Genomic DNA, 23,756 nt, shown 5'->3' with positions numbered 1-23,756 from the left:
GGGCCAAATCGCGCCGGATGGTGATGGGCGTGGTGCCTAGTTGTTGGGCGGCCTCGGCCACCAGCACGGTGCCGTGCTGCTCCAGGGTGGCCAGTAAGTGGTGCTTGCGCAGCTGGAAATTCATCGCCGTGGTGTTACTTGTTCTAAACAATCGCAAAGAAACAAAAACGAACAGTAACGAACTTTCGACCCCGGCATGAACGAACGAATCCGCCTCCGCGAGCAGCAAACCTTGTCCGACGACTGGTTTACCCTGCGCAAAATCACCTTCGACTACCAACGCAAAAACGGCACCTGGGAAACCCAGTCACGCGAGGCCTACGACCGGGGCAATGGGGCCGTTATCCTGCTCCACGACCCCGCCACCGACCACGTCATCCTGACCCGGCAGTTCCGCCTGCCCACTTTCGTGAACGGCAACCCCACGGGGATGCTCATCGAAGCCTGCGCCGGCCTGCTCGATGATGAGCACCCGGACACGGCCATCATCCGCGAAACGGAGGAGGAAACCGGCTACCGCCTCACCCACGTCGAGAAGGTGATGGAGGCCTATATGAGCCCCGGCTCGGTCACGGAGCGCCTGTTTTTCTACCTGGCCGAATACTCGGCGGCCACCGAACAGCACGCCGGCGGCGGCATCGAAGAAGAGGAAATCGAAGTGCTCGAAATGCCCCTGCCAGCGGCCCTGGCGATGATAAAAACCGGCGAAATCCAGGACGGCAAAACCATCATGCTGCTGCAACACCTGCGGCTGCGGCAGCTGCTGGCGTAGCCGGCATTTCGGAGGAGTGGAAGGGCGGCGTACCTCAGTACAGTTGGCTTTCAGTACTACCGGAAGTGCGTCGCACGCCCGTGCAGTCGGCTTTTGGATGTCCAAAAGGACATTGCACGGGCGTGTAGCCGGCTTTCGAGGGCCCGGAAGCGCGTCACACGGGCGTGCAGTCGGCTTTTGAGGGTGTGGAAGGGCATTGTACGCCCGTGCAGCCGGCTTTTGATAATGCAGAAGTGCGTCGCACGCCCGTGTAATTGGCTTTTGAGGATGCGAAAGAGCATTGCACGCCCGTGCAATCAGCATTCAGGCCTGGCACAAGCTAAAGTATGTGCTATAACCCCCAGGCCGGCCACACAGTCCTCGCCGCAAATACGGCCGGCTCCGGCGGCAGTTCCAGAAACGCAGTGGCACCGACCAGCCCCATCATGTCGCCGGAGCCGCCCACGCGGAGCGGGGTGGCCAAGCGGCGGCCTTCCGCGTCCACGGTCATACGCACGGGCACAAAGTGTGTGAGCTGGGGCTTGAAGGTGATATCGACGGTGAGCACAGCCGGCTGGGGAGCTTCAATAGAGGCAGCCGTTTCGGACGCGCTGGCGGGCTGCTGCACGGCGCGCAGCCAGGGCCGCACGTAGCGGCAGGCGGTGATGAAGGTGGACACCGGGTTGCCGGGCAGCCCGAACACCACCGGCCCGTCGGCCCGCGCCCCAAACCAGAGCGGCTTGCCCGGCCGCTGCTGCACTTCGTGGAAGATTTCCTCAACGTGCAGCTCGCGCAGCAGGCCCGGCAGGTGGTCGGCGCGGCCCTTGCTCACGGCCCCGCTCAGCACCACGGCATCGAAGCCGGCAGCCAGGATATTGGTGAGGCCTACGCGCAGCTCCTCCACATTATCGGAGAGGTGAAACAGCGAAATATCGGCCCCAGCCTGGGCAAACAGCGCTTGCAGGGCATACACGTTGGAGCGCCGAATCTGGTGCGCCAGGGGCGTGGCCCCGATGCCCACCAACTCGTCGCCGGTGCTCACCACGGCCACTACCGGAGCACGCAGCACGGCCATTTCGGCGGCGCCCACGGTGGCGGCCACGGCCAGCTCTGCCGGGCCGAGGCGGGTGCCGGGCCGCAGCAGGGCATCGCCGGCGTGGCGGTCGGCGGCTTGGTGGTGGATGTTGACGCCGGCCGCGGCGGGCGGCGGAATCTGGATGCGGGCGCGGTTGTCGTGCAGCAGCAGGTCCTCGTAGCGAATGACTATGTCGGCCCCGGCGGGGAGCACGGCACCGGTCATCACCTCCACGGCCTGTTGCGGGCTGGGCAGCGGGCGGGCGGGCTCGCCGGCATACTGGGTGTGGGCGATGTCGAATTCCGTCTGGCCCCCGGCCCAGGCGGCGAAGCTCACCGCGATGCCGTCCATGGCCACCCGGTTGAAGGGAGGGAAATCACGGTCGGCCGTGAGGGTTTCGGCCAGGATGCGGCCGGCGGCATGGGGCAGGGCCACGGTTTCGGTGGGCAGCGGGCGGGCGGTGGCGAGGACGCGGACGGTGGCTTCGGCGGGGGAGAGCATGGGAATTTGATGGAAGTAGGGGCGGGGCCTGCCCCCGCCCGTCGTTAGGCTCGCGCTTGTGTCGTTCAACGACGGGCGGGGGCAGGCCCCGCCCCTACACCGTCCTACGGAATCAGCCGGTCTTCGCGCAGCTTCGCAAATAAATCAAAGAATGAATCCTCCGTACTCTGAAACACGGTGAAGCCCCGCTTGCGGCTATTCGCCATGTCCGTCATCACCTCAATGGGCCGGCCCAGATCCAAATCCGTGTGCCAGGGCGAGGCCAGGCGGCTCAAATCAGCTTCAGCCAAACCATTCTTGTTGGCGATTTCGCGCCACAGCTCGGCATCGCCGGCCATCTCGGCTTCCAGCGGGTGAATGCTGCCATCGAAGCCCACGGCCTCCACGCCAAACCACTCGGCGAGGCGGCCCCACAGCTGGCTCCAGCGGAAAATGTCGCCGTTCACCACGTTGTAGGCCTCGTTGCGGGCGGCCTCGGTGGTGGCGGCCCACACCAATTGCTTGGCGATGACGCGGGCATCGGTCACGTCCGACAGCCCTTCCCATTGCGCCCGCGAGCCGGGCCAGCGAAATGGCCGCCCCGTGGCCTTGCAGATGCTGGCGTACACGGCCAGCGTGGTGCCCAGGTTCATCAGATTTCCCACCGCTTTGCCGATGATGGTGTGCGGCCGGTGGATGCTCCAGGTGAAGCCGTCGCGCGCGGCGGCAGCGTACACTTCGTCTTCCTGGGCGTAGTAAAAGTTGTCGAGCGCCAGGCGGGGCTGCGACTCGCGCAGGGGCGTAGGCGGGGCCACGCCGCCGCTCACGTAGGCTTCAAACGGCCCGAGATAGTGCTTCAGGCCGGTTACTAGTGCCACGTGCTGCACCGAATGTTTCGGGCCGAGGACGGCCAGCAGATTGCGCACCATGGCGCTGTTCACGCGGATGTTCTCGGCTTCGGTATCGTTGCGCATCCAGCTGGTGATGAAGACGTGCGTGGGCTTGATGTCGGCCAGGGCAGCTTCGAGGCTGGCCACGTCCATGAGGTCGGCGGCCACAGGTTGCAGGCCGGGAATATCGGTGCCGGGACGGCGGGCTAGGCCGTAGGTGGGCCAGTTATTTGCCAGCAGCTCCTGGGCCAGGTTGCTGCCGATGATGCCGCTGGCACCAACTACTAATGCGGTATTGGTCATGATGAGAATCGGGGTGGATGGGGGCGGATTTCGCCGGGGCTACCGGGGCTGTTGTGGCCCGGCGCTGGGTTGAAAACGGCTGACTAGTCCAATAGTTTGCGCCGAAACAATTCACCGCCGAGTTGGCTAAGTGAGATGTAGCGCGGACTTTTAGTCCGCGCCTCCGCACGGCACCCGGTGTCGCGGACTAAAAGTCCGCGCTAGAACCCATCCAACGATTAGACGCAATTATGCGTCTCTACAGCCCTATGCTAACCAAGAATTTCACCCACGTCAACGCCGCCAACCAACCCACGATGGTGGATGTCGGCCAGAAAACGCCGACCCGCCGCGTGGCCCGCGCCCACTGCCGCGTAGTGCTGGGCGAGGAGCTGCTGAGCCGCGTACAGGCCGGCGAAATGCCCTCGCACAAAGGCCCGGTTATCCACACCGCCATCCTGGCGGGCATCATGGGGGCCAAAAAAACCGCCGACCTCATCCCCCTCTGCCACCCGCTGGGACTGGATGATTGCAGCATCACCATCGAGCCCGACGGGCCCACGGCCCTGCGCATCGTCTGCACTGCCGTGGTCACCGGCCGCACCGGCGTGGAGATGGAAGCCCTGACCGGCGCCACTGTGGCCGCGCTCACCATTTACGACATGTGCAAAGCCTTTTCGCACGATATTTCCATCGAAGGCGTGCAGCTCATTGAGAAGACCGGCGGCAAAAAAGATTTCCATCGCGCCGAAAATTCGTAAATTCCGAAATGGATAGTCTACCAAACTCAACCGTAAAGCGGCCCAAGCACGCCGCCTTGGTCCGGCCCGATGTGGGCGAATTCGGCCGCCACGAGCTGGCCATTCTGGGAGCGCCCTGCGGCGAGATTCAAACGCTGGTGGCCCGGCTGCTGCCGCTGCTGGCCCCACAATTGCGCGTGGCCTACGTGGATGCCGACCATGCCGCCGGCGACTCCGCCGCTGCTGAAGAATCTTCAGATACCGCCGCTAAGCCGGTGCCTTACGTGGCCGAAAATGGCCTTTCGGCCGAGCTGGTGGATAAAATCACCTACCGCCAGCTCAACCTGACGCGGGCGCTGGACCGGTTTTCGCAGCCCGAATTACTGGCCCACGAAAGCATCGTGCTGGTGAACGGCAACCACTTCCGCGCCCGCCAGCAGGTCGTCATCGTCGACCCGCGCAAGCCGCTCGATAAGAAGCTCGACCGCCTCACTGACGTGCGCCTCATTCTCCTCGCCGAAGGCCAGGCCGAACTGCCCGCCGTACTGCTGGAGCACCTCAGTGCCGCACCGCTGCCGCCCGTGCTGCCGCTGAATGACACCGCTAAAATCGCGGCCTTCATCAAGCAATGGTACCAGCTGGCGGTGCCCGTGCTGCGCGGCCTCGTGCTGGCCGGTGGCCGCAGCGAGCGGATGCAAACCGACAAAGGCGCGCTCCACTACCACAGCCTCGACCAGCGCCAGCACACCGCCGCGCTGCTGGCCGAATTCTGCCCCGACGTGCGCGTATCCGTGCGCCCCGACCAGGCCGCCGACTTGCCCGCCGGCCTCACCGCCATACCCGATACTTTCCTGAACCTCGGCCCGCTGGGCGGCATCCTGTCCGCCTTCCAGGCCGACCCCAACGCGGCCTGGTTGGTACTGGCCTGCGACCTGCCCTTCCTCACCCGCGACACCCTGGAATACCTGGTGACTAACCGGCAGCCGGCGCGGATGGCCACCTCCTTCCGCAGCCCGTGGGATGAGTTTCCGGAGCCGCTGGTGAGCATCTGGGAGCCGCACAGCTACGGGCAGCTGCTGCGGTTTCTGAGCCTCGGCTACTCCTGCCCGCGCAAGGCGCTGATTAACTCCGATATCGAGCTGCTGGCCCCGCCCGCGCCCGATGAGCTGCGCAACGTGAACACGCCCGCCGAGCGCGCCGCCGCCACCCAGGAGCTAAGCCGCTAGCCTGCCAAACCGACCTACTGCCAGGAATAACCGCCCGCCCGGCGGTTATTTTTTTGCCTTACTGCTCAGACTATTATTTGGGTAATGGGCGTTAGGGCCGCGTGTTGGCACGTTTTTGATAGAAGCGCCCGCGACACGTCTTATCAATTAACCCTATTTCATCATGAAAAAGACTGCAATTTTAGCTGCCGCGCTTCTGGCTACGGCTGCTGTTTCTTCGGCTCAGGCCCAAAGTATCCGCATCGGCCTGCGCGCCGGGGCCAACTACTCCAACCTGGCCGGCAACATTCAAAATCAGGATACTTACAATAATAAATTCGGCTTCCTGGGCGGGGCCATGCTCAACATTCCCGTCACCACCGACGGCTTTTTCTCGGTGCAGCCCGAGGTGCTGTACTCGCAGAAAGGCTTCGAAAACAAGCCCACCGAATATACCGGCCTGCTCGGCGGCAAGCAGAAGCGCGAAGGAAGCGTGAACTACAACTACCTCGATGTGCCAGTGCTGCTGAAGGTGCGTGCTTCGGGCCTGATTTTCGAGGCCGGCCCGCAGTATTCCTACCTGCTGAGCGCCAACAACCAAACCAAAACCACCACCACGCCGGCCCTCGGCGGCACGCCCACTACCACTGAGTCCCAGAACAAAACCGACGTGAGCGGCTTCAACCGCAGCGAGCTGGGCTACCTGGCCGGCGTGGGCTACGAAGCCGAAAACGGCCTGAGCCTGAGCCTGCGCTACACCGGCGCCTTCAGCGACTTTGTGAAACCCAGCAACAACAGCGACTTCTACGGCGACCTGAAAAACGCCCGCCACTCGGCGTTTCAATTGTCGCTAGGGTACCTGATTCCAAGCAAGTAAATCATTGTTTGCTTTGCGTTTGTCATGCTGAACGCAGTGAAGCACCTTATCACGTTGGAACGATTGGTTCTGACGTGATAAGGTGCTTCACTGCGTTCAGCATGACAGCCGATTACACGAGCTTGCATTACGGGTGCGCCGCCACCCACTCGGTCCCATCCTCATATTCCTCGCGTTTCCAGATGGTCACCACCTGCTTCAGTGTGTCGATGATGAACTGGCAGGCGGCGAAGCTTTCGGCGCGGTGCGGTGTGGCTACGGCCACCACCACGGCCACATCGCCGAGCTCTAAAGTGCCTTTGCGATGCACCACGGCTACTTTCTGGAGCATAGGCCACTTCTCGTAAGCCTGCGCCACGACGTGGCCCAGCTGCGTGAGGGCCATGCTGTCGTAGGACTCGTAGTGCAGGCGGCGCACCGGTCGCCCACCCGACTGGTTGCGCACCGTGCCGATAAAGGAATTGACCGCCCCGGCGGTGTCGGTTTGCACGGCCGCGAGGGCGGCGGCAATGTCAATGGGCTGGTCGGTAATGGCGAGGTGTGGGGTCATGCAGGCAGTAGCGTGGACTTTTAGTCCGCGAGTCAGTAGATTCAGAATTATGCGGTTCACACGCGGACTAAAAGTCCACGCTACGGAAAATCAGCCGCCGGCCACGGGCGGGATGAGGGCAATTTCGTCCACCGTGTGCAGCGGCGTATCGGCGCTGGCGTACTCGTTGTTCACGGCCACGGCGCAGCTGCGCAGGTCGCCGAGGGCGGGATACTGGCGGCGCATTTCGGCCAGCAGTTCGCCCACGGTGGCGGGGGCGGGGGCCGGCAGCTCGATGACGGACGTGCCCACGATGTCGCGGGTGATGCCGAAGAGGGAGACTTTTAATGACATATCTTTCGACGTAAATTTTGGGGCGAAACCCGGCCGCTGGCCGAGCTTGGGGCTGTGGGCTGAACACCTTTCCGCCGTCCGGGGTTTACCACAAGCCGGCTGTCTTACGTACAGCCGGGCAAAATTGGTGATAAACGTGCTTCCATCTATCCTCGCCCCGGCCGCGCCGGCCGTCACGCCCCTTTTCGACCAGCACGGCCGCCCGCTGGAATACCTGCGCCTGGCCGTAACGGACCGCTGCAACCTGCGCTGCTTCTACTGTATGCCCGAAGAAGGCATCAAGTACATGCCCAAGCACGAGCTGCTGAGCTACGAGGAAATGCTGCGCCTCACGGGCCTGCTGGCCGGCTTGGGCGTGCGCAAAGTGCGCCTGACGGGCGGCGAGCCCTTCGTGCGGCGCGACCTGGTGCCCTTCATGGAGCGCCTGGCCCAGCTGCCGGGCATCGATGACATCAGTCTGACCACCAACGGCGTGCTCACCGCGCCGCACGTGCCCGCCCTGGCCCGCCTGGGCGTGAAGGCCGTGAACCTCAGCCTCGATACGCTGAACCGCGAGCGGTTCTTCCAAATCACGCGGCGCGACGAGCTGCCTAAGGTGCTGGAAACCTTCCACGCCCTGCTCGATGCCGGGATTCAGGTAAAAATCAACGCCGTGGTGATGGACGGCCAGAACATCGACGCCCTCATTCCGCTGGCCGACCTCAGCCGCGACCTGCCCGTGGACGTGCGCTTCATCGAAGAAATGCCCTTCAACGGCGGCAGCCACGAAGCCGGCCCCGCCTCCTTGCCCTGGAACCACATCCGTATCCGCCAGCACCTGGAAGACCATTTTGGCGCGCTCACGCCGGTGAGCATGGCGGCCGGGGCCACGGCTTCAGAATACACTATATCGGGGCACCGGGGCACGGTGGGCATTATCGCAGCCTACTCGCGTACCTTCTGCGGTACCTGTAACCGCCTGCGCCTCACGGCCGAAGGCGGCATCAAAACCTGCCTCTACGACCAGGGCGTGCTCGATACCCGCGCCCTGTTGCGCGGCGGCAAATCCGACGAGGAAATCGTGGCGGCGCTCTCGGCCGCTTTCCGCCACCGGGCGGCCAATGGCTTCGAGGCGGAGCGGCAGCGGCCCCTGCACCAGCTCAGCTTCGAGAGCATGGCCACGATTGGGGGGTAGGGCCTTTCGCCCCGGCGGATTTACCTTGGCAGCCCCGGAGGCAGTTGCTTCGGTAGGCTGCGGCCAGTTGCTTATGAAAGTTGTGCTTATCGTGGTAGGCGTGGTGGCGGCGTTGTACGTGTTGCTGTGCGGCGTGCTGTATTTCAAGCAGGAGAAGCTGTTGTTCGCGCCCACGCATTTGCCGGCCGGCTATCAGTTTCATTTCCCGGGCCAGTTTGAGGAGCGGTGGACCACGGCCGCCGACGGCACCCGGCTGCACGGCCTGCTTTTCAAAACCCCGAACTCTAAAGGGCTGATATTTTACCTTCACGGCAATGGCGGCGCGCTCGATAGCTGGGGCGATGCCGCCGCCACATACACTGCCCTGCACTACGACGTGTTCCTGCTCGACTACCGGGGCTACGGCAAAAGTGGCGGCACCATCAGCAACCAGGCCCAGATGCTGGCCGACGTAGACACGGTTTACCAACGGCTTCAATCCGAATATCCCGAAAACCGCACGGTTATTCTCGGCTATTCGCTCGGCACCGGGCCGGCCACCTGGCTGGCCGTCCATCATCACCCCAGGCTGCTGATTTTGCAGGCCCCGTACTTCAGCATGCGCGACATGGCGACGCGTCTTTATCCTTTCGTGCCGGGCTTTGTGCTGCGCTACCCCATGCCCACCAACGAGCTTATCGGCCAGGTCGGTGCGCCCATCGTGCTATTTCACGGCGACCACGACGAGGTAATTGACTACAATTCGACCCTTCGGCTCAAGGCCTTGCTCAAGCCCACGGATAAGCTCATCGTTTTGCCCGGCGCGCGCCACAACGGCATGACCGATAACCCGCAGTACCGTCGGGAGCTGGCGAAGCTATTGGAGTAGCGTTTATTCAATTAGGTAGTTAACGGGTGTGGTATGTAAAACGCTGATAATTAGAAATTTTTGAGCTGATTCTGAAGCTTGATGAAGTCGGAAACGTTTGCTGACGGAGAAGCGCCTCTTTTCTAAATAGAGCAACTTCCCGGCGTTGGCCGGCGTTGGCAATGCTTGTAATTTGCCGAAACCGGAGCCCCGGCCCCGGCTGATTGCCGACCAGATTTTTGGATGATGGATATGATTTCGCTACCGCCGGCCGCCGGCTATGTTTCCCGCAAAACCCACCGCCTGGCCGTGGGGGCATTGTTTTTTCTATTGGGCCTGTGCTTTGCCAGTTGGGCCTCGCGCATTCCGAGCGTGCAGCAGAAGATGGGTATTTCGGAGGCGGCGCTGGGCGGCGTGCTGCTGGCCATTCCGCTGGGGCAATTGCTGTCGCTGCCGCTGGCAGGGTGGCTGGTGGCCAAGCACGGCAGCCGCCGGGTGGTGCTGTGGGGCGTGGTGCTCTACGCTACGGCCTTGCTGGGGCTGGGCTGGGCCGGCAGCCTCTGGCAGCTGCTGCCGTGCCTGATTATCTTCGGGGTGGGTGGCAACCTCACCAATATTTCGGTGAATACCCAGGCTGTGGGCGTGGAGCGGCTCTATCAGCACAAGCCCATCATGGCCTCTTTCCATGGGCTGTGGAGTCTGGCGGGGTTTGTGGCGGCGGCCGTGGGCTCGTTTATGATTGGGCACGCGGTGCCGCCGGGCATCCATTTCATCTTCATTTCCCTGTTTATCCTCACCGGCTTGGCCGTAGCTGCCGGCTCCACCGTGCGCGAGGATTCGGGCGTCGACCCCGACCAGCCCATCTTCGTGAAACCCGACAAGGAACTGCTGGGTTTGGGGGCCATTGCCTTCTGCGCGCTCATTTGCGAGGGGGCGATGTTTGATTGGAGCGGGGTGTATTTCAAGAAAGTCATTCAGGCCGATAAGGACTGGGTGGGGGCAGGCTACACAGCCTTTATGAGTACGATGGCGGCCGGCCGCTTCGGGGCCGACTGGCTGGCGCACCGCCTCGGTTCGAAGCGCGTGATTCAGCTCAGCGGCCTGCTCACCGCCACCGGTTTGAGTATTGCCGTGGCGTGGCCGATGCTGCCCACGGCGCTGCTGGGGTTTCTGCTGGTGGGGTTTGGCACGTCGGCGGTGGTGCCGCTGGTGTACTCGGCGGCGGGCAAGTCTACCCATATGTCGGCCGGGATGGCGCTGGCGGCGGTGTCCACCATCGGCTTCTTCGGGTTTCTGCTGGGACCGCCGATTATTGGCTTCTTGGCCGGGGCCACGAGCTTGCGGGTGTCGTTTGCGCTGATTGCCTTCATGGGATTGTGCGTGTCGGCGGTGGCGAGTAGGGTGCGGGTGTAGGGTTTGGGAGTAGGAAAGCCAAGGGAAATAGAACGTCATGCTCATCTGGCGTCCGCGCAGCCGAAGCATCTCGCTCGAAGGCAGCAACCCTTTCCTTGCGATTGAGTTACTACCCCGAGCGAGATGCTTCGGCTGCGCGGACGCCAGATGAGCATGACGTTCTTCTTAATTCTTTGCTCCCACTCAAACACCCCATGCCCGACAACCCCACCGCCACCAAATACACCTGGGACGATATGCCCAAAGAGCAGGTGACCGACCAGCTCTCGCGCCGCCTCATCACCGGCGACAAGATGATGCTGGCCCACGTCTACCTCAAAAAAGGCTGCATCGTGCCCCTGCACCAGCACCACAACGAGCAAATTACATACATTCTCGAAGGGGCATTGCGCTTCTGGATTGGCTCTGAGGATGCCGAGCCCATTGTGGTGGGTGTGGGGGAAGTACTGCACATTCCGTCCAATGTGTGGCACAAGGCGGAGGCCATCGAAGACACGCTTGACGTGGATATTTTCAGCCCGCCCCGCCAGGACTGGCTCGATAAATCGGACGACTACCTGCGCCTGAAATAGCCCGTTTATGGACCTCGGACTAAAAGGGAAAGTTGCCTTGGTGGCCGCCGCCAGCCAGGGCCTGGGCCGCGCCGTGGCCGAAGAACTGGCCGCCGAGGGCGCGGCGCTCATCCTCTGCGCCCGCCACGATGCGGCCTTGCAGGAAACCTGCGCGGCCATCGAGCAAGCATACGGCACGCCCGTGCTGGGCATAGCCACCGACGTGGCCGACCCCGCCGCCGTGGCCCGTCTCGTCGAAGCCGGCCAGGCCCGTTTCGGCCGCATCGATATCCTGGTGACCAACGCCGGCGGCCCGCCCGCCGGCACCTTCGACACGCTGAGCGCCGACCAGTGGCAGGCCGCCACCAGCCTGCTCCTCACCAGCGTGGTGGAGCTGACCCGCGCCGTGCTGCCCGGTATGAAGGCGCGTGGCTGGGGCCGCATTCTCAACATCACCTCCATTTCGGTGAAGCAGCCGGTGGCCAACCTCATGCTCTCCAACAGCCTGCGGGCGGCCGTGACGGGCATGGCCCGCACCCTAGCCACCGAAGTAGCAGCGCAAGGCATCACCGTGAATAACATTCTGCCCGGCTACACCCGCACCGAGCGCGTGGTGGGCTTGGCCGAGGCTACGGCCGCTCGCGAAGGCATTTCATCGACCGAGGCCACGGCACGCTGGGAGGCCGAAATACCCATGCGCCGACTGGGCGAGCCGCGCGAATTTGCGGCGCTGGCGGCGTTTCTGTGCTCGGAGCGGGCCAGCTACATCACGGGCACGTCGGTGCCGGTGGATGGCGGGTGGATCCGCTCGCTGCTATAACATTTGGCGCCGGGCGCGTATAGTAACACGTCATGCTGAGCGCAGCCGAAGCATCTCTACCGCGAGAGTAACTGATTACTTCCTCAGTAGAGATGCTTCGGCTACGCTCAGCATGACGTTCTTTTTTGCTCCAGACTTCCATTTTCCTTCCCCTTGACCGAAACCCTCACCCACCGCCAGAAGATGCTCACCTTCGCCGGCATCCTGCTGGCCATGTTTTTGGGCTCGCTCGACCAGACCATCGTGAGCACGGCGCTGCCGCGCATTGTGGCCGATTTGCACGGGCTCGACCGGTTTACGTGGGTAGCTACTGCTTATTTGGTGGCCAGCACGGCGCTGGTGCCCATCTACGGCAAGCTGGCCGATATGTACTCGCGGCGCACCATTGAGATTGTGGCGGTGAGCATCTTTCTGGTGGGCTCGGGGCTGTGCGGGCTGGCGGGCGAGTTCGGGACGCTGCCCGTGCTGGGCGATGGCATGACGCAACTGGTGGTGTTCCGGGCCATTCAGGGGTTTGGCGGGGCGGGACTGTTTGCCATGGCCTTCATCATCATCGCCGATTTGTTTGCGCCGGCCGAGCGGGGGCGCTACCAGGGGTTTACGGGAGCGGTGTTTGGCACGTCGTCGGTGCTGGGGCCGCTGCTGGGCGGATTTCTCACGGATAAGGGTACGGGGCTGATTCCCGGCGTGGCAGGCTGGCGGCTGGTGTTCTACGTGAACCTGCCGCTGGGCCTGCTGGCCCTCTGGTTCATCATCACCCAAATGCCGCCGCTACGCCCGCGCACCGAACCCAAGCCGTTCGATTTTATCTCCGCCGCGTTGCTGATGGCCGGCTTGGGGCCGCTGGTGGTGGCCTTGCAGCTCAACCGGGCGCTGTATCCGTGGGCGGGCGCGCTCACGCTTGGGCTGCTGGCCGGAGCAGCGGTGGCGCTGGTGCTGTTTGTGGGGCGCAGCCTGCGGCACGAGAACCCGATTCTCAATTTCAGTCTGTTCAAAAACCCGGTGTTCCGCACGGCCAATGCGGCGCTGTTCTGCATGGGCGGGGCGTTTCTGGGCGTTATCATTTTCGAGCCGCTGTTTATGGTGAACGTGCTGGGCGAGTCGGCCACGCGGGCGGGGGCCAGCCTGATGCCGCTGTCGCTGGGCGTGGTCACGGGCTCGATGCTGGCCGGCCAGATGGTATCGCGCTTCGGCCACTACAAGCGCTGGATGCTGGGCGGCCTCGTGCTGCTGCTCGGGGGGCTGAGCCTGCTGGCCACCATGCCGCCCACGGTGCAGTATTATCAGGTGCTCATTTACCTGGCCGTCTGCGGCCTGGGCCTGGGACCTACGATGCCGCTCTACACCCTGGCCGTCCAGAACGCCACCGAGCCCACGCTCATGGGCCAGGCTACCTCGGCCAGCCAGTTCTTTCGGCAGATTGGTGGGGCGCTGGCGGCCTCGGCGTTGGGCGCGGTGCTCACCTTCACGCTGGCCCACAGCCTGCCGGCCGCCGCGCAGACTCCCGCCACGGCCGCCCGCCCGGCGGTGGTAGCCGAAGGCCCGGCCGTGCCCGCCACCACCGCCGGCGCGGCCGACCCGGCGGTGCGGGCCGCCTTCGCCACGGCTATCCGGCGGGTGTATATGGTGGATATTCTGCTGGTAGTGGGCGGCCTGCTGCTCACGCTGCTGGTGCCGGAGCTGCCGCTACGAAAGGCCAATGAGAAGGTGCCCACGGCGGTGGAGTAGGGGTAATTACAGCGATGGCGCGGGCCTGTGGCCCGTGCCGACTATTGGTGGGCCTCCAGGCCCGCGGGCGTCCGCGCTGTTCGGTCATCGTTCAACAATTGCAGGCCAGAGGCCTGCTAATAGCCGGCACGGGCCACAGGCCCGCGCCATCCCCGCCGCTCGTGCTGTACCTTCGCCGCGTTGGTTCTCGGTTTGATTTCCTTCAATCAGCGGACGGTTTTTAGCCCCGGTTTCAGCCGGGGTAAAACTTAAAAGGGAATCGGGTGCAACTCCCGAACAGACGCGCTACTGTGAGTTTCCCGGCCTAGCCCGCCGGAGCCGGCGGCCCCAGACATGCCCATTGGCCCCCTGAAAACGGGCCGAGAAGGGCGGGGCTCACCCGAAACAAGTCAGGAGACCTGCCGGCCGCCGAGTGATGCTGCCCTCGCGCTTTGGGGCTGGCATCGGCGGTGCCGTGCCGCTGCGCCTGGGGCGTGGCCGGGGCGTGGTGCGGCCGGTGGCTGGCTTATGAAGAATGGGGCTTGAACGCAAACGGAGGCCGTTTATCACCTCTTATCCCCGTTAGCTCATGCTTCTTGCCGACCGCATTGCCCGCGCCGAGACGCGCATTTTCAAAGCCGTTTTTCCCAACACTACCAACCACTACGACACCCTGTTCGGCGGCACCACGCTGCTGCTCATGGACGAGGTAGCCTTCATCGCCGCCACCCGCTTCTCGCGCCTGAAAATGGTGACGGTTTCTTCCGAGCGGGTCGATTTCACGCACCCCATCCCCGGCGGCTCGCTGGTCGAATTAGTAGCCAACATCGAGCACGTAGGCCGCACCAGCCTCAAAGTGCGCGTCGAATTATTCGTGGAGCAGATGTATTCCGACGACCGTCACAAGGCCGTAACCGGCCTGTTCACCTTTGTGGCCGTGGATGAGCACAAGCAGCCCGTCCGCATTCTGGCCGAGGAAATGGAATCATCACTAACGTTGGTAGCGCCGCCTTTGGACTCGTAATCAGCCTGTCTGGTGTTTAGAGAAAGGCCGCCAGCCGCTAGTGTTTCCCCAGCCCTACCCAGCCGCGCTGCATGGCGTAGTAGATGGCCGTGCCCACAATCAGGCCCACCAGGTAGCCGTACGGCAGCCCCGCGCAGAGCAGGCCTACCAGCAGCGACACCAGTAAATCACTGCGGCTGCCGCTCACATCGCGCAGCAGCGTGGCCAGCGACAGCGCCTCGAACAACAGCAGCACCCCCAGCACCGGCAGCGGAAAAATCTGCACCACCTCGGCAAAGCCCTGGCTGAAAAACAGCCCCATCACCAGAAAAATGCCGCCATAAATGACCACCGACCCGCCCGTGCGCGCCCCAAACGCATAGTGCCCCACCATGCCGCCCGAACCGTGGCACACCGGAAAGCCCCCGAAAAACGGGTTCACCAAATTCATCAGCGCGTAGGTGAAGCTGATTTTTTTGATGGTAAGCAGTTCGCGCTCGGGGAATAAATCGTGCGCCACCTGCTTGGTGGCCAGAATGGAATTGCCGAGCGAAAGCGGAATCTGGGGCAGGGCCAGCAGCACCGCGCCGGTCAGAATATCGGCCGATTGGGGTAGGTGCCAGCTGGGCAAGTGCAGGCCCACCGCCCGCTGCGCCGTGGCCAAATCGAGCTTAAAAACCAGCGCATACGCCACGCCCAGGGCAATAACGATGAGCGCCGCCGGCCAGCGCCGGTTGCCAAACAGCACCACCGTCACGGCAAAAGCCGCCGCCGCCAGTGCGTAGCCCGCTGCGCCATCGGCCCCCACATACTTGGTGAGGGCCAGCGTGGCCAGCTGCAAGGCCAGCCCAAACTGGATGCCGCGCACCACGGCCTTGGGCACCAGCCGCGCCAGCGCATCAATCAGCCCGGTTATCGACAGAAAAAACATGCTGACCCCAATAGCCAGCCCCCCGCCAAAAATGACGCGGCCGGGAATTTTCTGGGCGATAACCAGCGCCGCGAAGGCCTTGAGGGGCTGCACCGGCATGGGCATCCGGTACCACAGCCCGGTAAACACCTGCATCAGCCCGAATAAAATCAGTACCGAAGCACTGTCAATCCCCGAGGCGGCGATGACGCCGATGAGCAGCGGCAAATCGGTGCCGAGGTCGCCAAACGCGCCGGCCAGCTCGTTGCGGTCGAAGCGGATGGGGGGGCGCGTAGGGGCGGGTGTGGGCGGGGTCAGGGTAATGGATTCCACAGGGCAAAGGTGGGAAATGTCTGGTAGAATGGGGTAGGGACGCAAGTATGCGTCTCTACCCATAACCCCACTGGTTCTACTTTTTGTTTTTCAGCAGGCGAGCCACTTCGCTGGCCTGTTCGGCCGCTTCGCCCAGGTACTCGCCGCTGGTGTAATCCTTGCGGAAACGGAGCGGCCGCAGCCGCCGGCCCAGCACTTCTACCGCCCGTTCGTGGTCGAGGGCATCCTCCGTGTGGGCCAGGAAAACGGTGGCCACGCCGTTGCCGATGAAGTTGGTGATGGAGCGGGCTTCCGACATAAATCTATCCACGCCCAGCAGCAGGGCCAGGCCCTCCACCGGAATCACTTTCATGGCCGTGAGCGTGCTGGCCAGCACCACAAAGCCGCTGCCCGCTACACCCGCCGCACCCTTCGAGGTCACCATCAGAATGCCCATCATGGTCAGAATCTGCGCCCCCGAAAGCTCGATGTGGAATACCTGGGCCAGAAAAAGGGTTGAAAGCGAGAGATAAATCGTGGTGCCGTCGAGGTTGAAGGAGTAGCCCGTGGGCACCACCAGTCCCACCACCGGCTGGGCGCAGCCCATGCCCTCCAGCTTCTCCATGAGCCCCGGCAGCCCGGCTTCGGACGACGAGGTGCCCAGCACAATCAGCAATTCAGCTTTGATGTATTTCAGAAACGACCACATCCCGATGCCACAGTAGCGCAGAATGCCCCCGAGCACCAGAAAAACGAACAAAACCATGGTCAGGTACACGGTAATCATGAGCTTGCCCAGCGGCAGCAGCGTGGCAATGCCGTACTTCCCAATCGTGAACGCCATGCCCCCAAACGCCCCGATGGGGGCCAGCATCATCACCCAGTGCAGCCCCCGAAACACGTATTTCGAGCATTCCTTCAGGAAGTGAATGATGGCCTTGCGGCCCGCGTATTTACTCAGGCCGATGCCCAGCACAATGGCTACGATGAGCACCTGCAAGGTCAGGTTATCGGCCAGAAAGTGGCCCCAGGAGAACTCCGTGGCCCGTTTCGTGAACTCGCCCACTTTCCCGGCATCGAGCTTGCCGGTGCTCACGCCCGCGCCCGGCCGCACCAGCGCCGCCACGCCCACGCCAATGAGCAGCGCCAGCGTCGTCACAATCTCGAAGTACAGCAGTGCCTTGCCTCCAATGCGCCCCACCTTCTTCAAATCCCCCATCGTGCTGATGCCAAGCGTGATGGTGAGGAATATAATTGGGTTGATGAACAGCTTCACCACATCGATAAAGCGCTTGCCCAGGGGCTCCATCTGCACGGCCAGGGCGGGCCGGAAGTGGCCCAGCAGCGCCCCGGCCCCAATGGCCAGCAGCACCCAAAAGGTGAGATTGCGGGTGAGGCGTTTGAGTTTCATAGGCAGAGGGTGGGGGAGGGCTCGGGGCAGACGAAAGAAATCGCAAGAACGTCATGCTGAAAAGAACGTCATGCAGAGCGCAGCGAAGCATCTTGCCCGCCACCACTAATCTTTTTCATTTAAGGATTGGTTTACTAACTGCGGGCAAGATGCTTCGCTGCGCTCTGCATGACGTTCTATAGTTTCTGCATTCTCCCATGGACCCCGCCATCCTCCTCCCCGCCGCCAGCTACGAATTCGCCACCATCCAAAAAGTAAGCGGCAGCGGCCCACCCGTGCCCGCCTCCGACCAGCTCGCCGCCGAGGAACCGCTCGAAATCCGTGTGGGCTACGAAACCGACGGCCAGCGCCAGCATCGCACCCTCTCCGTCACCATGCGCACGCCCGGCCACGACGAGGAATTAGCTGCCGGCTTCCTGCTCACCGAAGGCATTATCCATACTAAAGCCGACCTGCTGGGCATCATTCCCTGCCCCGATGTGCAAAAGGCCGAAGAAGCCGGCAACGTGGTCCGCGCCGAGCTGGCCGCGCACGTAAAGGTTGATTTCGCGGCCATGGAACGGCATTTCTACACTAGCTCCAGCTGCGGGGTGTGCGGCAAAACCAGCATTGATGCCGTGCGCACCGCCTCCTGCCCGGTGCTGCCCACCGCCGGCCCGCACCTGCGCTACGCCGTGGTGCACCAGTTGCCTGAGAAGCTGCGCGCCGCCCAGGCCGGCTTCGAGCAAACTGGCGGCCAGCACGCTTCAGCCCTGTTTTCGCCGGAGGGTGAGTTGCTGCTGCTGCGCGAAGACGTGGGCCGCCACAATGCGCTGGACAAGGTAATTGGCGCGGCGCTGCTGGCCGGATGGCTGCCGCTGCACCAGCATATTTTGCTGGTGAGCGGCCGCGTGAGCTTCGAGCTGGTGCAGAAGGCGGCGGCAGCCGGCATTGGGATTTTAGCGGCCGTGGGCGCGCCCAGCAGCCTGGCCATTCAGGCGGCCGAGAGCTTCGGGATGACCGTGCTGGGCTTCGTGCGCAACGAGCGGTTCAACATCTACAGCCACGGCTGGCGACTGCTGGCCTAATACTGGCTAAGGCGCCAGAAAAACCTTGCTTAACAGCTATAGTTCGGCAACACCCTCCCTCCTCAGCCGTTTAACTTTCAGCCACAATCCCACCCCATGAAACTCCGCATCGAAGACGACACCCTGCGCCTGCGCGTCTCCCAGGGCGAGCTGGACGAATTTGCCGAAAAAGGCCGCGTGGAAGGAGCCGTGCACTTCGGGCTCAACCCCGCTCAGCGCCTGACCTATGCCCTGGAGCGCGGCTCCGAACCCGCCCAGACCCTGCCCGAGGCCGAGCCCGTGCAGGTGCATTACGAGCCGGGCGCGCTCACCGTGCTGGTGCCTTTTGCCTTGGCCAAAACCTGGGTCGAAACCGACCAGAACGGTTTTTCGCACGACGTGCCACTGGCTGAAAACCAGCGTCTCCAAATTTTGGTTGAGAAGGACCTGGACTGCCGCCACTAGTGCCGTCGGCAACTTCTAACGCTATTTAAAATCCCACCCTCTGTTTTGATGAGCCCCATGGAAGATTCCCCTCAAACCGACCCCGGCAAAGCTGGTCAGGCGCACGAGCAGAAAGCCAGCCTCGCCCCCAAAAGCGGCGAACGACCCGACCAGGGCCACGCCCCGGTAGCCGACCACGAAATCCCCAACGCCGACCACCCCAGCAAAGCCATGCACGAAGCCAGCGCCGGCACTCCGCCCGCCGAAGAGCACATCCCCGCGCCGCCCACTATGGAGGCCAAGTACCTGCACCCCATCCTGGCGCAGCCGCCTGAGGCCCTCACCGGCCTGCGCCTGGAAGGCCGGGAGAAGGTGGCGGCCGGTGTTACGGCCGTTATCAAATCGATGCAGTTCAGCTGGAGCGAGGGCGGCATGGGGCGCGGCACCAAGGCCCTGCTCGGCCTGAACCAGAAAAACGGGTTCGACTGCTCCAGCTGCGCCTGGCCCGACCCCGACGAGCACCGCTCAGTAGCCGAATTCTGTGAGAACGGTGCCAAAGCCACCGCCTCCGATGCCGACGACCGGGCCGCCGGCCCCGAGCTTTTCGCCAAGCACAGCTTGGCCGAGCTCTCGCGCCTGAGCGACCGCGACCAGAACAACACCGGCCGCCTCACGCACCCCATGGTGAAGCGCCCCGGCGACAATCACTACTCGCCCATCGCCTGGCCCGATGCCTTCGATATCATCGCCAAAGAGCTGAACGCCTGCGCTTCGCCCGATGAGGCTGTGTTCTACACCTCGGGCAAAATCCCGAACGAGCCGGCCTTCCTGTTCCAACTGTTTGCCCGCGAGTTCGGCACTAACAACCTGCCCGACTGTTCCAACATGTGCCACGAGAGTAGCGGCTCGGCCCTGAGCCCCACACTGGGCCTGGGCAAGGGTTCGGTCACGCTGAATGACCTGCACGAGGCCGAAGTCATCCTCATCATCGGCCAGAACCCGGGCACCAACCACCCGCGCATGCTCTCGGCTCTTCAAGCGGCCAAGCGCAACGGGGCCAAAATAATCAGCGTGAACCCGCTGCCGGAAGCCGGCCTCATCGCCTTCAAAAACCCGCAGGATTTCATGAACCCGCTACGGGCGCTGGGCGCGCTTATCGGCGACGGCACGCAAATCACCGACGTATTCCTGCAAGTGCGCGTGGATGGGGACATGGCCCTGTTGCGCGGCATAATGAAGCACCTCTTCGAGGCCGAGGACCTGAACCCGGGCCAGGTAGTCGACCGCAGCTTCGTGGCCGAATTCACCGAAGGCTTCGACTCCTTCGAGCAGAATATTCGCAACACGAGTTGGGAGGAAATCGAGGAAATCAGCGGCATCAGCCGCGCCCAGTTGCTGGAAGCGGCCAACCTCATGGCGCGCAAGCAGAAAATAATCACCTGCTGGGCCATGGGCGTCACGCAGCAGCGCCAGGGCGTGCAGACGATTCAGGAAATCGTGAACCTGCACCTCATGAAAGGGGCCATCGGCAAGCCCGGCGCGGGCACCTGCCCGGTGCGCGGCCACTCCAACGTGCAGGGCGACCGCACAATGGGCATCTGGGAGCGCGTGAAGGGGGATTTTCTCGACGCGTTGGAAAAGGAATTCAAGTTCAAAGCCCCCCGCGAAGACGGCCTCGACGTGGTAGAAAGCCTCAAGACCATGCACGCGGGCAAAACCCGGGTGTATTTCAGCCTGGGCGGCAACCTGCTGGCCGCCGGCCCCGACACCGAGTTCATTGCCGAAGCCATGCGCAAGCAGAAGCTGACCGTATTCGTGGGCACCAAGCTCAATCGCGGCCACCTCACCACCGGCGAAACCAGCCTGCTGCTGCCCACCTTCGCCCACGTCGATATCGACATGCAGAAGTCCGGCCACCAGATGACGAGCTGCGAAAACTCGATGGGCGTGGTGAGCCAGAACAAGGGCATCCTGGTGCCCCTGGCCGGCGACCAGCTTAGCGAAGTAGCCATCATCAGTGGCGTGGCCATTGCCACCCTCGGCGACAAAACCACCACCGACTGGGTGGCTATGACGGAGAATTACGACGTTATCCGCGACCACATTGCCCGCGTCATCCCCGGCTTCGAGGACTTCAACAAGAAGCTGCGCGAGCCGGGCGGCTTCTACCTGCCCAACGGCCCCCGCGAGCGCAAATTCACAACCAAGGACGGCAAGGCCCATTTCACCACCACCACACTGGAGAAGTACGAAGTGGCCCCCGACCAGCTCATCCTGATGACCGTGCGCTCGCACGACCAGTTCAACACCACGATTTACGAGTACAACGACCGGTACCGGGGCATTCACGGCGAGCGCCGCGTGCTGTTCATGAACCCGGCTGACATGGCCGCCCGCAATATCAAAGCGAAGGACCTCATCGACATCACCAGCCACTACCAAGGCGAGGAGCGTACCGTGGAGAAGTTCGTAGCCGTGCCCTACGATATTCCGAAAGGCAACGTCTCCGCTTATTTCCCCGAGGCTAACCCGCTGGTACCCATCACCAGCGTAGCTAAAGTGAGCAACACGCCCACCTCGAAATACGTGGTGGTAACGGTGGTGCCCACGGCGGTGAATAACGACAAGCGCATCAAGCAGCGCGAAAAGATGATGGCGTAACGGGGACGTTTGTCATTGCGAGTGGAGCATAGCGCGACGCGGCAATCCGTCCTCTTGATGCAGAAAGTCCCAAGATGTAAGAAGGAAAGCCCCAACACTGCATAGTGCCGGGACTTTCCTTTTTACGTTTATCTGTAAACTTACAGTTTTATGGAAAACCAATTCTACAAAATAAATTGTTTAAACTAGCGGTTAATGTTCTGATAGACAAGGTGATTTGGGTGATAATCAACAAAGCTAGTTATACGAAACCTTACGAAGATTCGTAAACTTACTGTAGATTTGCAGCGTAATAACGCCAAAAAACAAGGGGCCGAACCTCCCGGCCCAGCCCCTTGCCGCCTCTTACAAGTAGTGAATGGCCGCCGAAAGGGCGCCACTGCCTACTGCAAGTCCGACAAGCCACTTCACTAGCTCGTCGGACAGCTGGAAGTCAAGTCGAAACTTGGCTCCCGGTTTTACACGCTTGTTTCTCATCTTCAGGGAGAATTAGGTGCTCAACCACCTTCTTCTTTTAAGCCCCGACCGTTCCACCGGCCGGGGCTTTGTCTTTTCTCAAAGACCGCCGAGGTGAGGTGGATTAACCGTGCTGTGTAAAAGTACGTAGGGCAAACAGCCGGTTCCTAACGCTAACGGACTGCTCTAGTCCTAAATGGATTCGAACATTGATAATTAATAAATTGATTATCATATTTTTGTGAAATAGCGTTTAAGGTTTGTGTAGGCAACGATTGTCTGATTATGTGGATAACTTTCAGTTGTTGGCTGTGAGCTGAGTGTTGAAATGCTATGAGAATAAGGAGGAAATATCATGTGTGCATCCTCGATATCTATCAAAGAAAGCATCGGCGAAAAATAAAAAGCCCGCCATTTGGCGGGCTTTTTTAAAGTCTCAGTAAATGAGATGGCTTCTGTGCTGTAGCTAATAAAGGTTAAACGGCTTCGCCCGTCTTCTCCAAATCGAACATCTCGCCCAGCATGGCTACCAGTTTATCGGCCTCATCGCGCTTGCAGGCAGATTTCAGGTGCAGCACGTGCTGCTTGAGAATCTTCTGCATCAGCGAGCGGGTGGCTTCGTCGAGGAGCTTGCTTTCGGCGGGGGTGGCTTTTTTCTGATAGCGGTCGAGTTCCTCCTGACGGAGGGTTTCGAGGTTGGCCTTCATCTTCTGGATGAGGGGCGAAACCATCATTTCCTTGGCCCAGTCGTTGAGGCCGGCAATGCTTTCGGCGATGATGGCCCGCACCTGCGGCACGGCTTCGAGGCGGGTTTGCAGCGCGGCCGAGGCCTTGCTCTGAATGGCATCGATGTTGTAGACCAGCACACCCGGTACCTGCTCCACATCGGCGGCAATACTGCGCGGTACGCTCAGGTCAATCAGGAACTTGAAGCTGAGAACGTCGAGGTTCTCGGCCAGCTCTTTGGTGAAGAACGGCTCGGCGCGGTTTATCGAGGAAATCACCACGTCGGCTTCTTTCAGCGCGGGCACGAGGTCTTCAAACTCTACGATGCGCATGTTGCACTCGGCGGCCAGCTCTTCGGCCTTGGCGCGGGTGCGGTTGCAGAGGGTGACTTCGCCGAAGGCCTTGCTGGCGGCCAGGTGGCGGCATACATCGGCTCCGATTTCGCCTAAGCCAACTACCAACACTTTGGGATTGGCCACGTCGGCGGTTAGCTCTTCCACCAGTTCCAGGGCGGCGTAGCTTACTGAGGCAGCCCCGTCGCGGAAGCTGGTTTCAGTTTGCACACGCTTGTTGGTGAAGAAAACGGTGTGCAGCAAGCGGTGCAGGAAAGGGCCGGCGGCGTCAGCATCGGCGGCCCACTGGTAGGCCATTTTCACCTGGTTGCTGATTTGCAGGTCGCCTACTACCTGAGCATCAAGGCCCATGGCCACTTCGAAGAGGTGCTGCACGGCCGCGTCGGCGTCGGGCAGCAGGTCAAAGTAGGGCAGGAACTGGCCGATGTCGGCGCGGTCTTTCAGGTGGCCCAGGGCGAGGATGATTTCGCGGCTGCGGTCGTCCTCGGCGGCGTAGTACACCTCGGTGCGGTTGCAGGTGCTCAGCACGAGCAGGTCATTAAGGCCCAGCTCATTGTGCAGCGTATTCAGGAAGCGGCGGCAGGCGGCCTCGTCCAGCGAAAGCAGCTCGCGGATGGCAAGCGGGGCTTTCTTGAAGGAGAGGCTAACGGCCTTGAACGGATGCGACATAGACGGAATCGACACGAAATCGGACTACAAAATTACGGCAGGATTTCGGTAGGATATCACAACAGCCCGG

The 23,756-nt window shown here is 62.2% G+C and carries 22 protein-coding genes and 1 riboswitch; of the genes, 14 read left to right on the top strand and 8 right to left on the bottom strand.

Annotated elements, in window-relative coordinates; translation table 11 throughout:
- Window positions 1–124, bottom strand: a 124-nt coding sequence (locus AAFH49_RS22215; protein WP_425293328.1) for a DeoR family transcriptional regulator, incomplete at its 3' end; no start/stop codon positions are given.
- 72 nt (window positions 125–196) lie between these two features.
- On the opposite strand from AAFH49_RS22215, the gene AAFH49_RS09815 reads away from it, so the two are divergent.
- On the top strand, window positions 197–772 hold the full coding sequence (locus AAFH49_RS09815; protein WP_342297695.1) for an NUDIX domain-containing protein: 576 nt from the start codon (window positions 197–199) through the stop codon (window positions 770–772).
- Between the two features lie 331 nt (window positions 773–1,103).
- On the opposite strand, the gene AAFH49_RS09810 is transcribed toward AAFH49_RS09815, so the two are convergent.
- Entirely contained in the window at window positions 1,104–2,327 is a 1,224-nt protein-coding gene (locus AAFH49_RS09810; RefSeq protein WP_342297694.1) for a molybdopterin molybdotransferase MoeA, read from the bottom strand.
- A gap of 104 nt (window positions 2,328–2,431) precedes the next feature.
- Window positions 2,432–3,499 carry an SDR family oxidoreductase gene (locus tag AAFH49_RS09805; protein ID WP_342297693.1) on the bottom strand — a complete coding sequence of 356 codons (1,068 nt, stop codon included), beginning with the start codon at window positions 3,497–3,499 and terminating at the stop codon, window positions 2,432–2,434.
- A gap of 248 nt (window positions 3,500–3,747) precedes the next feature.
- On the opposite strand from AAFH49_RS09805, the gene moaC reads away from it, so the two are divergent.
- From moaC to AAFH49_RS09790, 3 genes are all read left to right on the top strand, one after another.
- Window positions 3,748–4,239: a cyclic pyranopterin monophosphate synthase MoaC gene (gene moaC / locus AAFH49_RS09800; RefSeq protein ID WP_342297692.1), complete on the top strand. Its 492-nt coding sequence runs from the start codon at window positions 3,748–3,750 to the stop codon at window positions 4,237–4,239.
- Window positions 4,240–4,247: 8 nt separating this feature from the next.
- The gene (locus AAFH49_RS09795; protein ID WP_342297691.1) at window positions 4,248–5,444 is read left to right on the top strand and encodes an NTP transferase domain-containing protein; all 1,197 of its coding nucleotides are present in this window, start codon (window positions 4,248–4,250) and stop codon (window positions 5,442–5,444) included.
- Between the two features lie 163 nt (window positions 5,445–5,607).
- Window positions 5,608–6,300: a porin family protein gene (locus AAFH49_RS09790; protein ID WP_342297690.1), complete on the top strand. Its 693-nt coding sequence runs from the start codon at window positions 5,608–5,610 to the stop codon at window positions 6,298–6,300.
- Window positions 6,301–6,427: 127 nt separating this feature from the next.
- Here AAFH49_RS09790 and AAFH49_RS09785 read toward each other — a convergent pair whose 3' ends face one another.
- Complete coding sequence (locus tag AAFH49_RS09785) at window positions 6,428–6,850, bottom strand: molybdenum cofactor biosynthesis protein MoaE (RefSeq protein ID WP_342297689.1); 423 nt, start codon at window positions 6,848–6,850, stop codon at window positions 6,428–6,430.
- 90 nt (window positions 6,851–6,940) lie between these two features.
- Window positions 6,941–7,183 carry a MoaD/ThiS family protein gene (locus tag AAFH49_RS09780; RefSeq protein ID WP_342297688.1) on the bottom strand — a complete coding sequence of 81 codons (243 nt, stop codon included), beginning with the start codon at window positions 7,181–7,183 and terminating at the stop codon, window positions 6,941–6,943.
- 136 nt (window positions 7,184–7,319) lie between these two features.
- On the opposite strand from AAFH49_RS09780, the gene moaA reads away from it, so the two are divergent.
- The 7 genes from moaA (at window position 7,320) to AAFH49_RS09745 (ending at window position 14,719) form a co-directional block, all read left to right on the top strand.
- A complete protein-coding gene (moaA, locus tag AAFH49_RS09775; RefSeq protein ID WP_342297687.1) occupies window positions 7,320–8,357 on the top strand; it encodes a GTP 3',8-cyclase MoaA in 1,038 nt (345 codons plus the stop codon).
- Between the two features lie 73 nt (window positions 8,358–8,430).
- The gene (locus AAFH49_RS09770; RefSeq protein ID WP_342297685.1) at window positions 8,431–9,225 is read left to right on the top strand and encodes an alpha/beta hydrolase; all 795 of its coding nucleotides are present in this window, start codon (window positions 8,431–8,433) and stop codon (window positions 9,223–9,225) included.
- Window positions 9,226–9,456: 231 nt separating this feature from the next.
- A complete protein-coding gene (locus AAFH49_RS09765; RefSeq protein WP_342297684.1) occupies window positions 9,457–10,617 on the top strand; it encodes an MFS transporter in 1,161 nt (386 codons plus the stop codon).
- 173 nt (window positions 10,618–10,790) lie between these two features.
- Entirely contained in the window at window positions 10,791–11,189 is a 399-nt protein-coding gene (locus AAFH49_RS09760) for a cupin domain-containing protein (RefSeq protein WP_342297683.1), read from the top strand.
- Between the two features lie 7 nt (window positions 11,190–11,196).
- Window positions 11,197–11,988 carry an SDR family oxidoreductase gene (locus AAFH49_RS09755; RefSeq protein ID WP_342297682.1) on the top strand — a complete coding sequence of 264 codons (792 nt, stop codon included), beginning with the start codon at window positions 11,197–11,199 and terminating at the stop codon, window positions 11,986–11,988.
- A gap of 153 nt (window positions 11,989–12,141) precedes the next feature.
- Entirely contained in the window at window positions 12,142–13,716 is a 1,575-nt protein-coding gene (locus AAFH49_RS09750) for an MDR family MFS transporter (protein WP_342297680.1), read from the top strand.
- 197 nt (window positions 13,717–13,913) lie between these two features.
- Window positions 13,914–14,136: riboswitch (cobalamin riboswitch) on the top strand.
- 148 nt (window positions 14,137–14,284) lie between these two features.
- Window positions 14,285–14,719 (top strand): acyl-CoA thioesterase, encoded by a 435-nt coding sequence (locus AAFH49_RS09745; protein WP_342297678.1) that lies wholly within the window; start codon window positions 14,285–14,287, stop codon window positions 14,717–14,719.
- Between the two features lie 37 nt (window positions 14,720–14,756).
- Here the strand turns inward: AAFH49_RS09745 and AAFH49_RS09740 are convergent, their stop codons facing one another.
- Together AAFH49_RS09740 and AAFH49_RS09735 are read right to left on the bottom strand one after the other, a co-directional pair.
- On the bottom strand, window positions 14,757–15,941 hold the full coding sequence (locus AAFH49_RS09740) for a putative sulfate/molybdate transporter (RefSeq protein WP_342297676.1): 1,185 nt from the start codon (window positions 15,939–15,941) through the stop codon (window positions 14,757–14,759).
- Window positions 15,942–16,017: 76 nt separating this feature from the next.
- Window positions 16,018–17,331 carry a cation:dicarboxylate symporter family transporter gene (locus AAFH49_RS09735; protein ID WP_342297675.1) on the bottom strand — a complete coding sequence of 438 codons (1,314 nt, stop codon included), beginning with the start codon at window positions 17,329–17,331 and terminating at the stop codon, window positions 16,018–16,020.
- 197 nt (window positions 17,332–17,528) lie between these two features.
- On the opposite strand from AAFH49_RS09735, the gene fdhD reads away from it, so the two are divergent.
- From fdhD to AAFH49_RS09720, 3 genes are all read left to right on the top strand, one after another.
- A complete protein-coding gene (gene fdhD, locus AAFH49_RS09730) occupies window positions 17,529–18,398 on the top strand; it encodes a formate dehydrogenase accessory sulfurtransferase FdhD (RefSeq protein ID WP_342297673.1) in 870 nt (289 codons plus the stop codon).
- A 96-nt stretch (window positions 18,399–18,494) separates the two neighbouring features.
- Window positions 18,495–18,842, top strand: coding sequence for a DUF7009 family protein (locus AAFH49_RS09725; RefSeq protein WP_342297671.1), 348 nt, complete (start codon window positions 18,495–18,497; stop codon window positions 18,840–18,842).
- A 57-nt stretch (window positions 18,843–18,899) separates the two neighbouring features.
- Window positions 18,900–21,482: an FdhF/YdeP family oxidoreductase gene (locus tag AAFH49_RS09720; protein WP_342297669.1), complete on the top strand. Its 2,583-nt coding sequence runs from the start codon at window positions 18,900–18,902 to the stop codon at window positions 21,480–21,482.
- A 932-nt stretch (window positions 21,483–22,414) separates the two neighbouring features.
- On the opposite strand, the gene hemA is transcribed toward AAFH49_RS09720, so the two are convergent.
- Window positions 22,415–23,686: a glutamyl-tRNA reductase gene (gene hemA, locus AAFH49_RS09715; RefSeq protein ID WP_342297697.1), complete on the bottom strand. Its 1,272-nt coding sequence runs from the start codon at window positions 23,684–23,686 to the stop codon at window positions 22,415–22,417.
- Window positions 23,687–23,756: the final 70 nt, after the last annotated feature.

The sequence above is a fragment of the Hymenobacter segetis genome (genome assembly GCF_038448715.1).
Classification (GTDB): domain Bacteria; phylum Bacteroidota; class Bacteroidia; order Cytophagales; family Hymenobacteraceae; genus Hymenobacter; species Hymenobacter segetis.
This window is presented reverse-complemented; position numbering and strand designations above follow the sequence as displayed.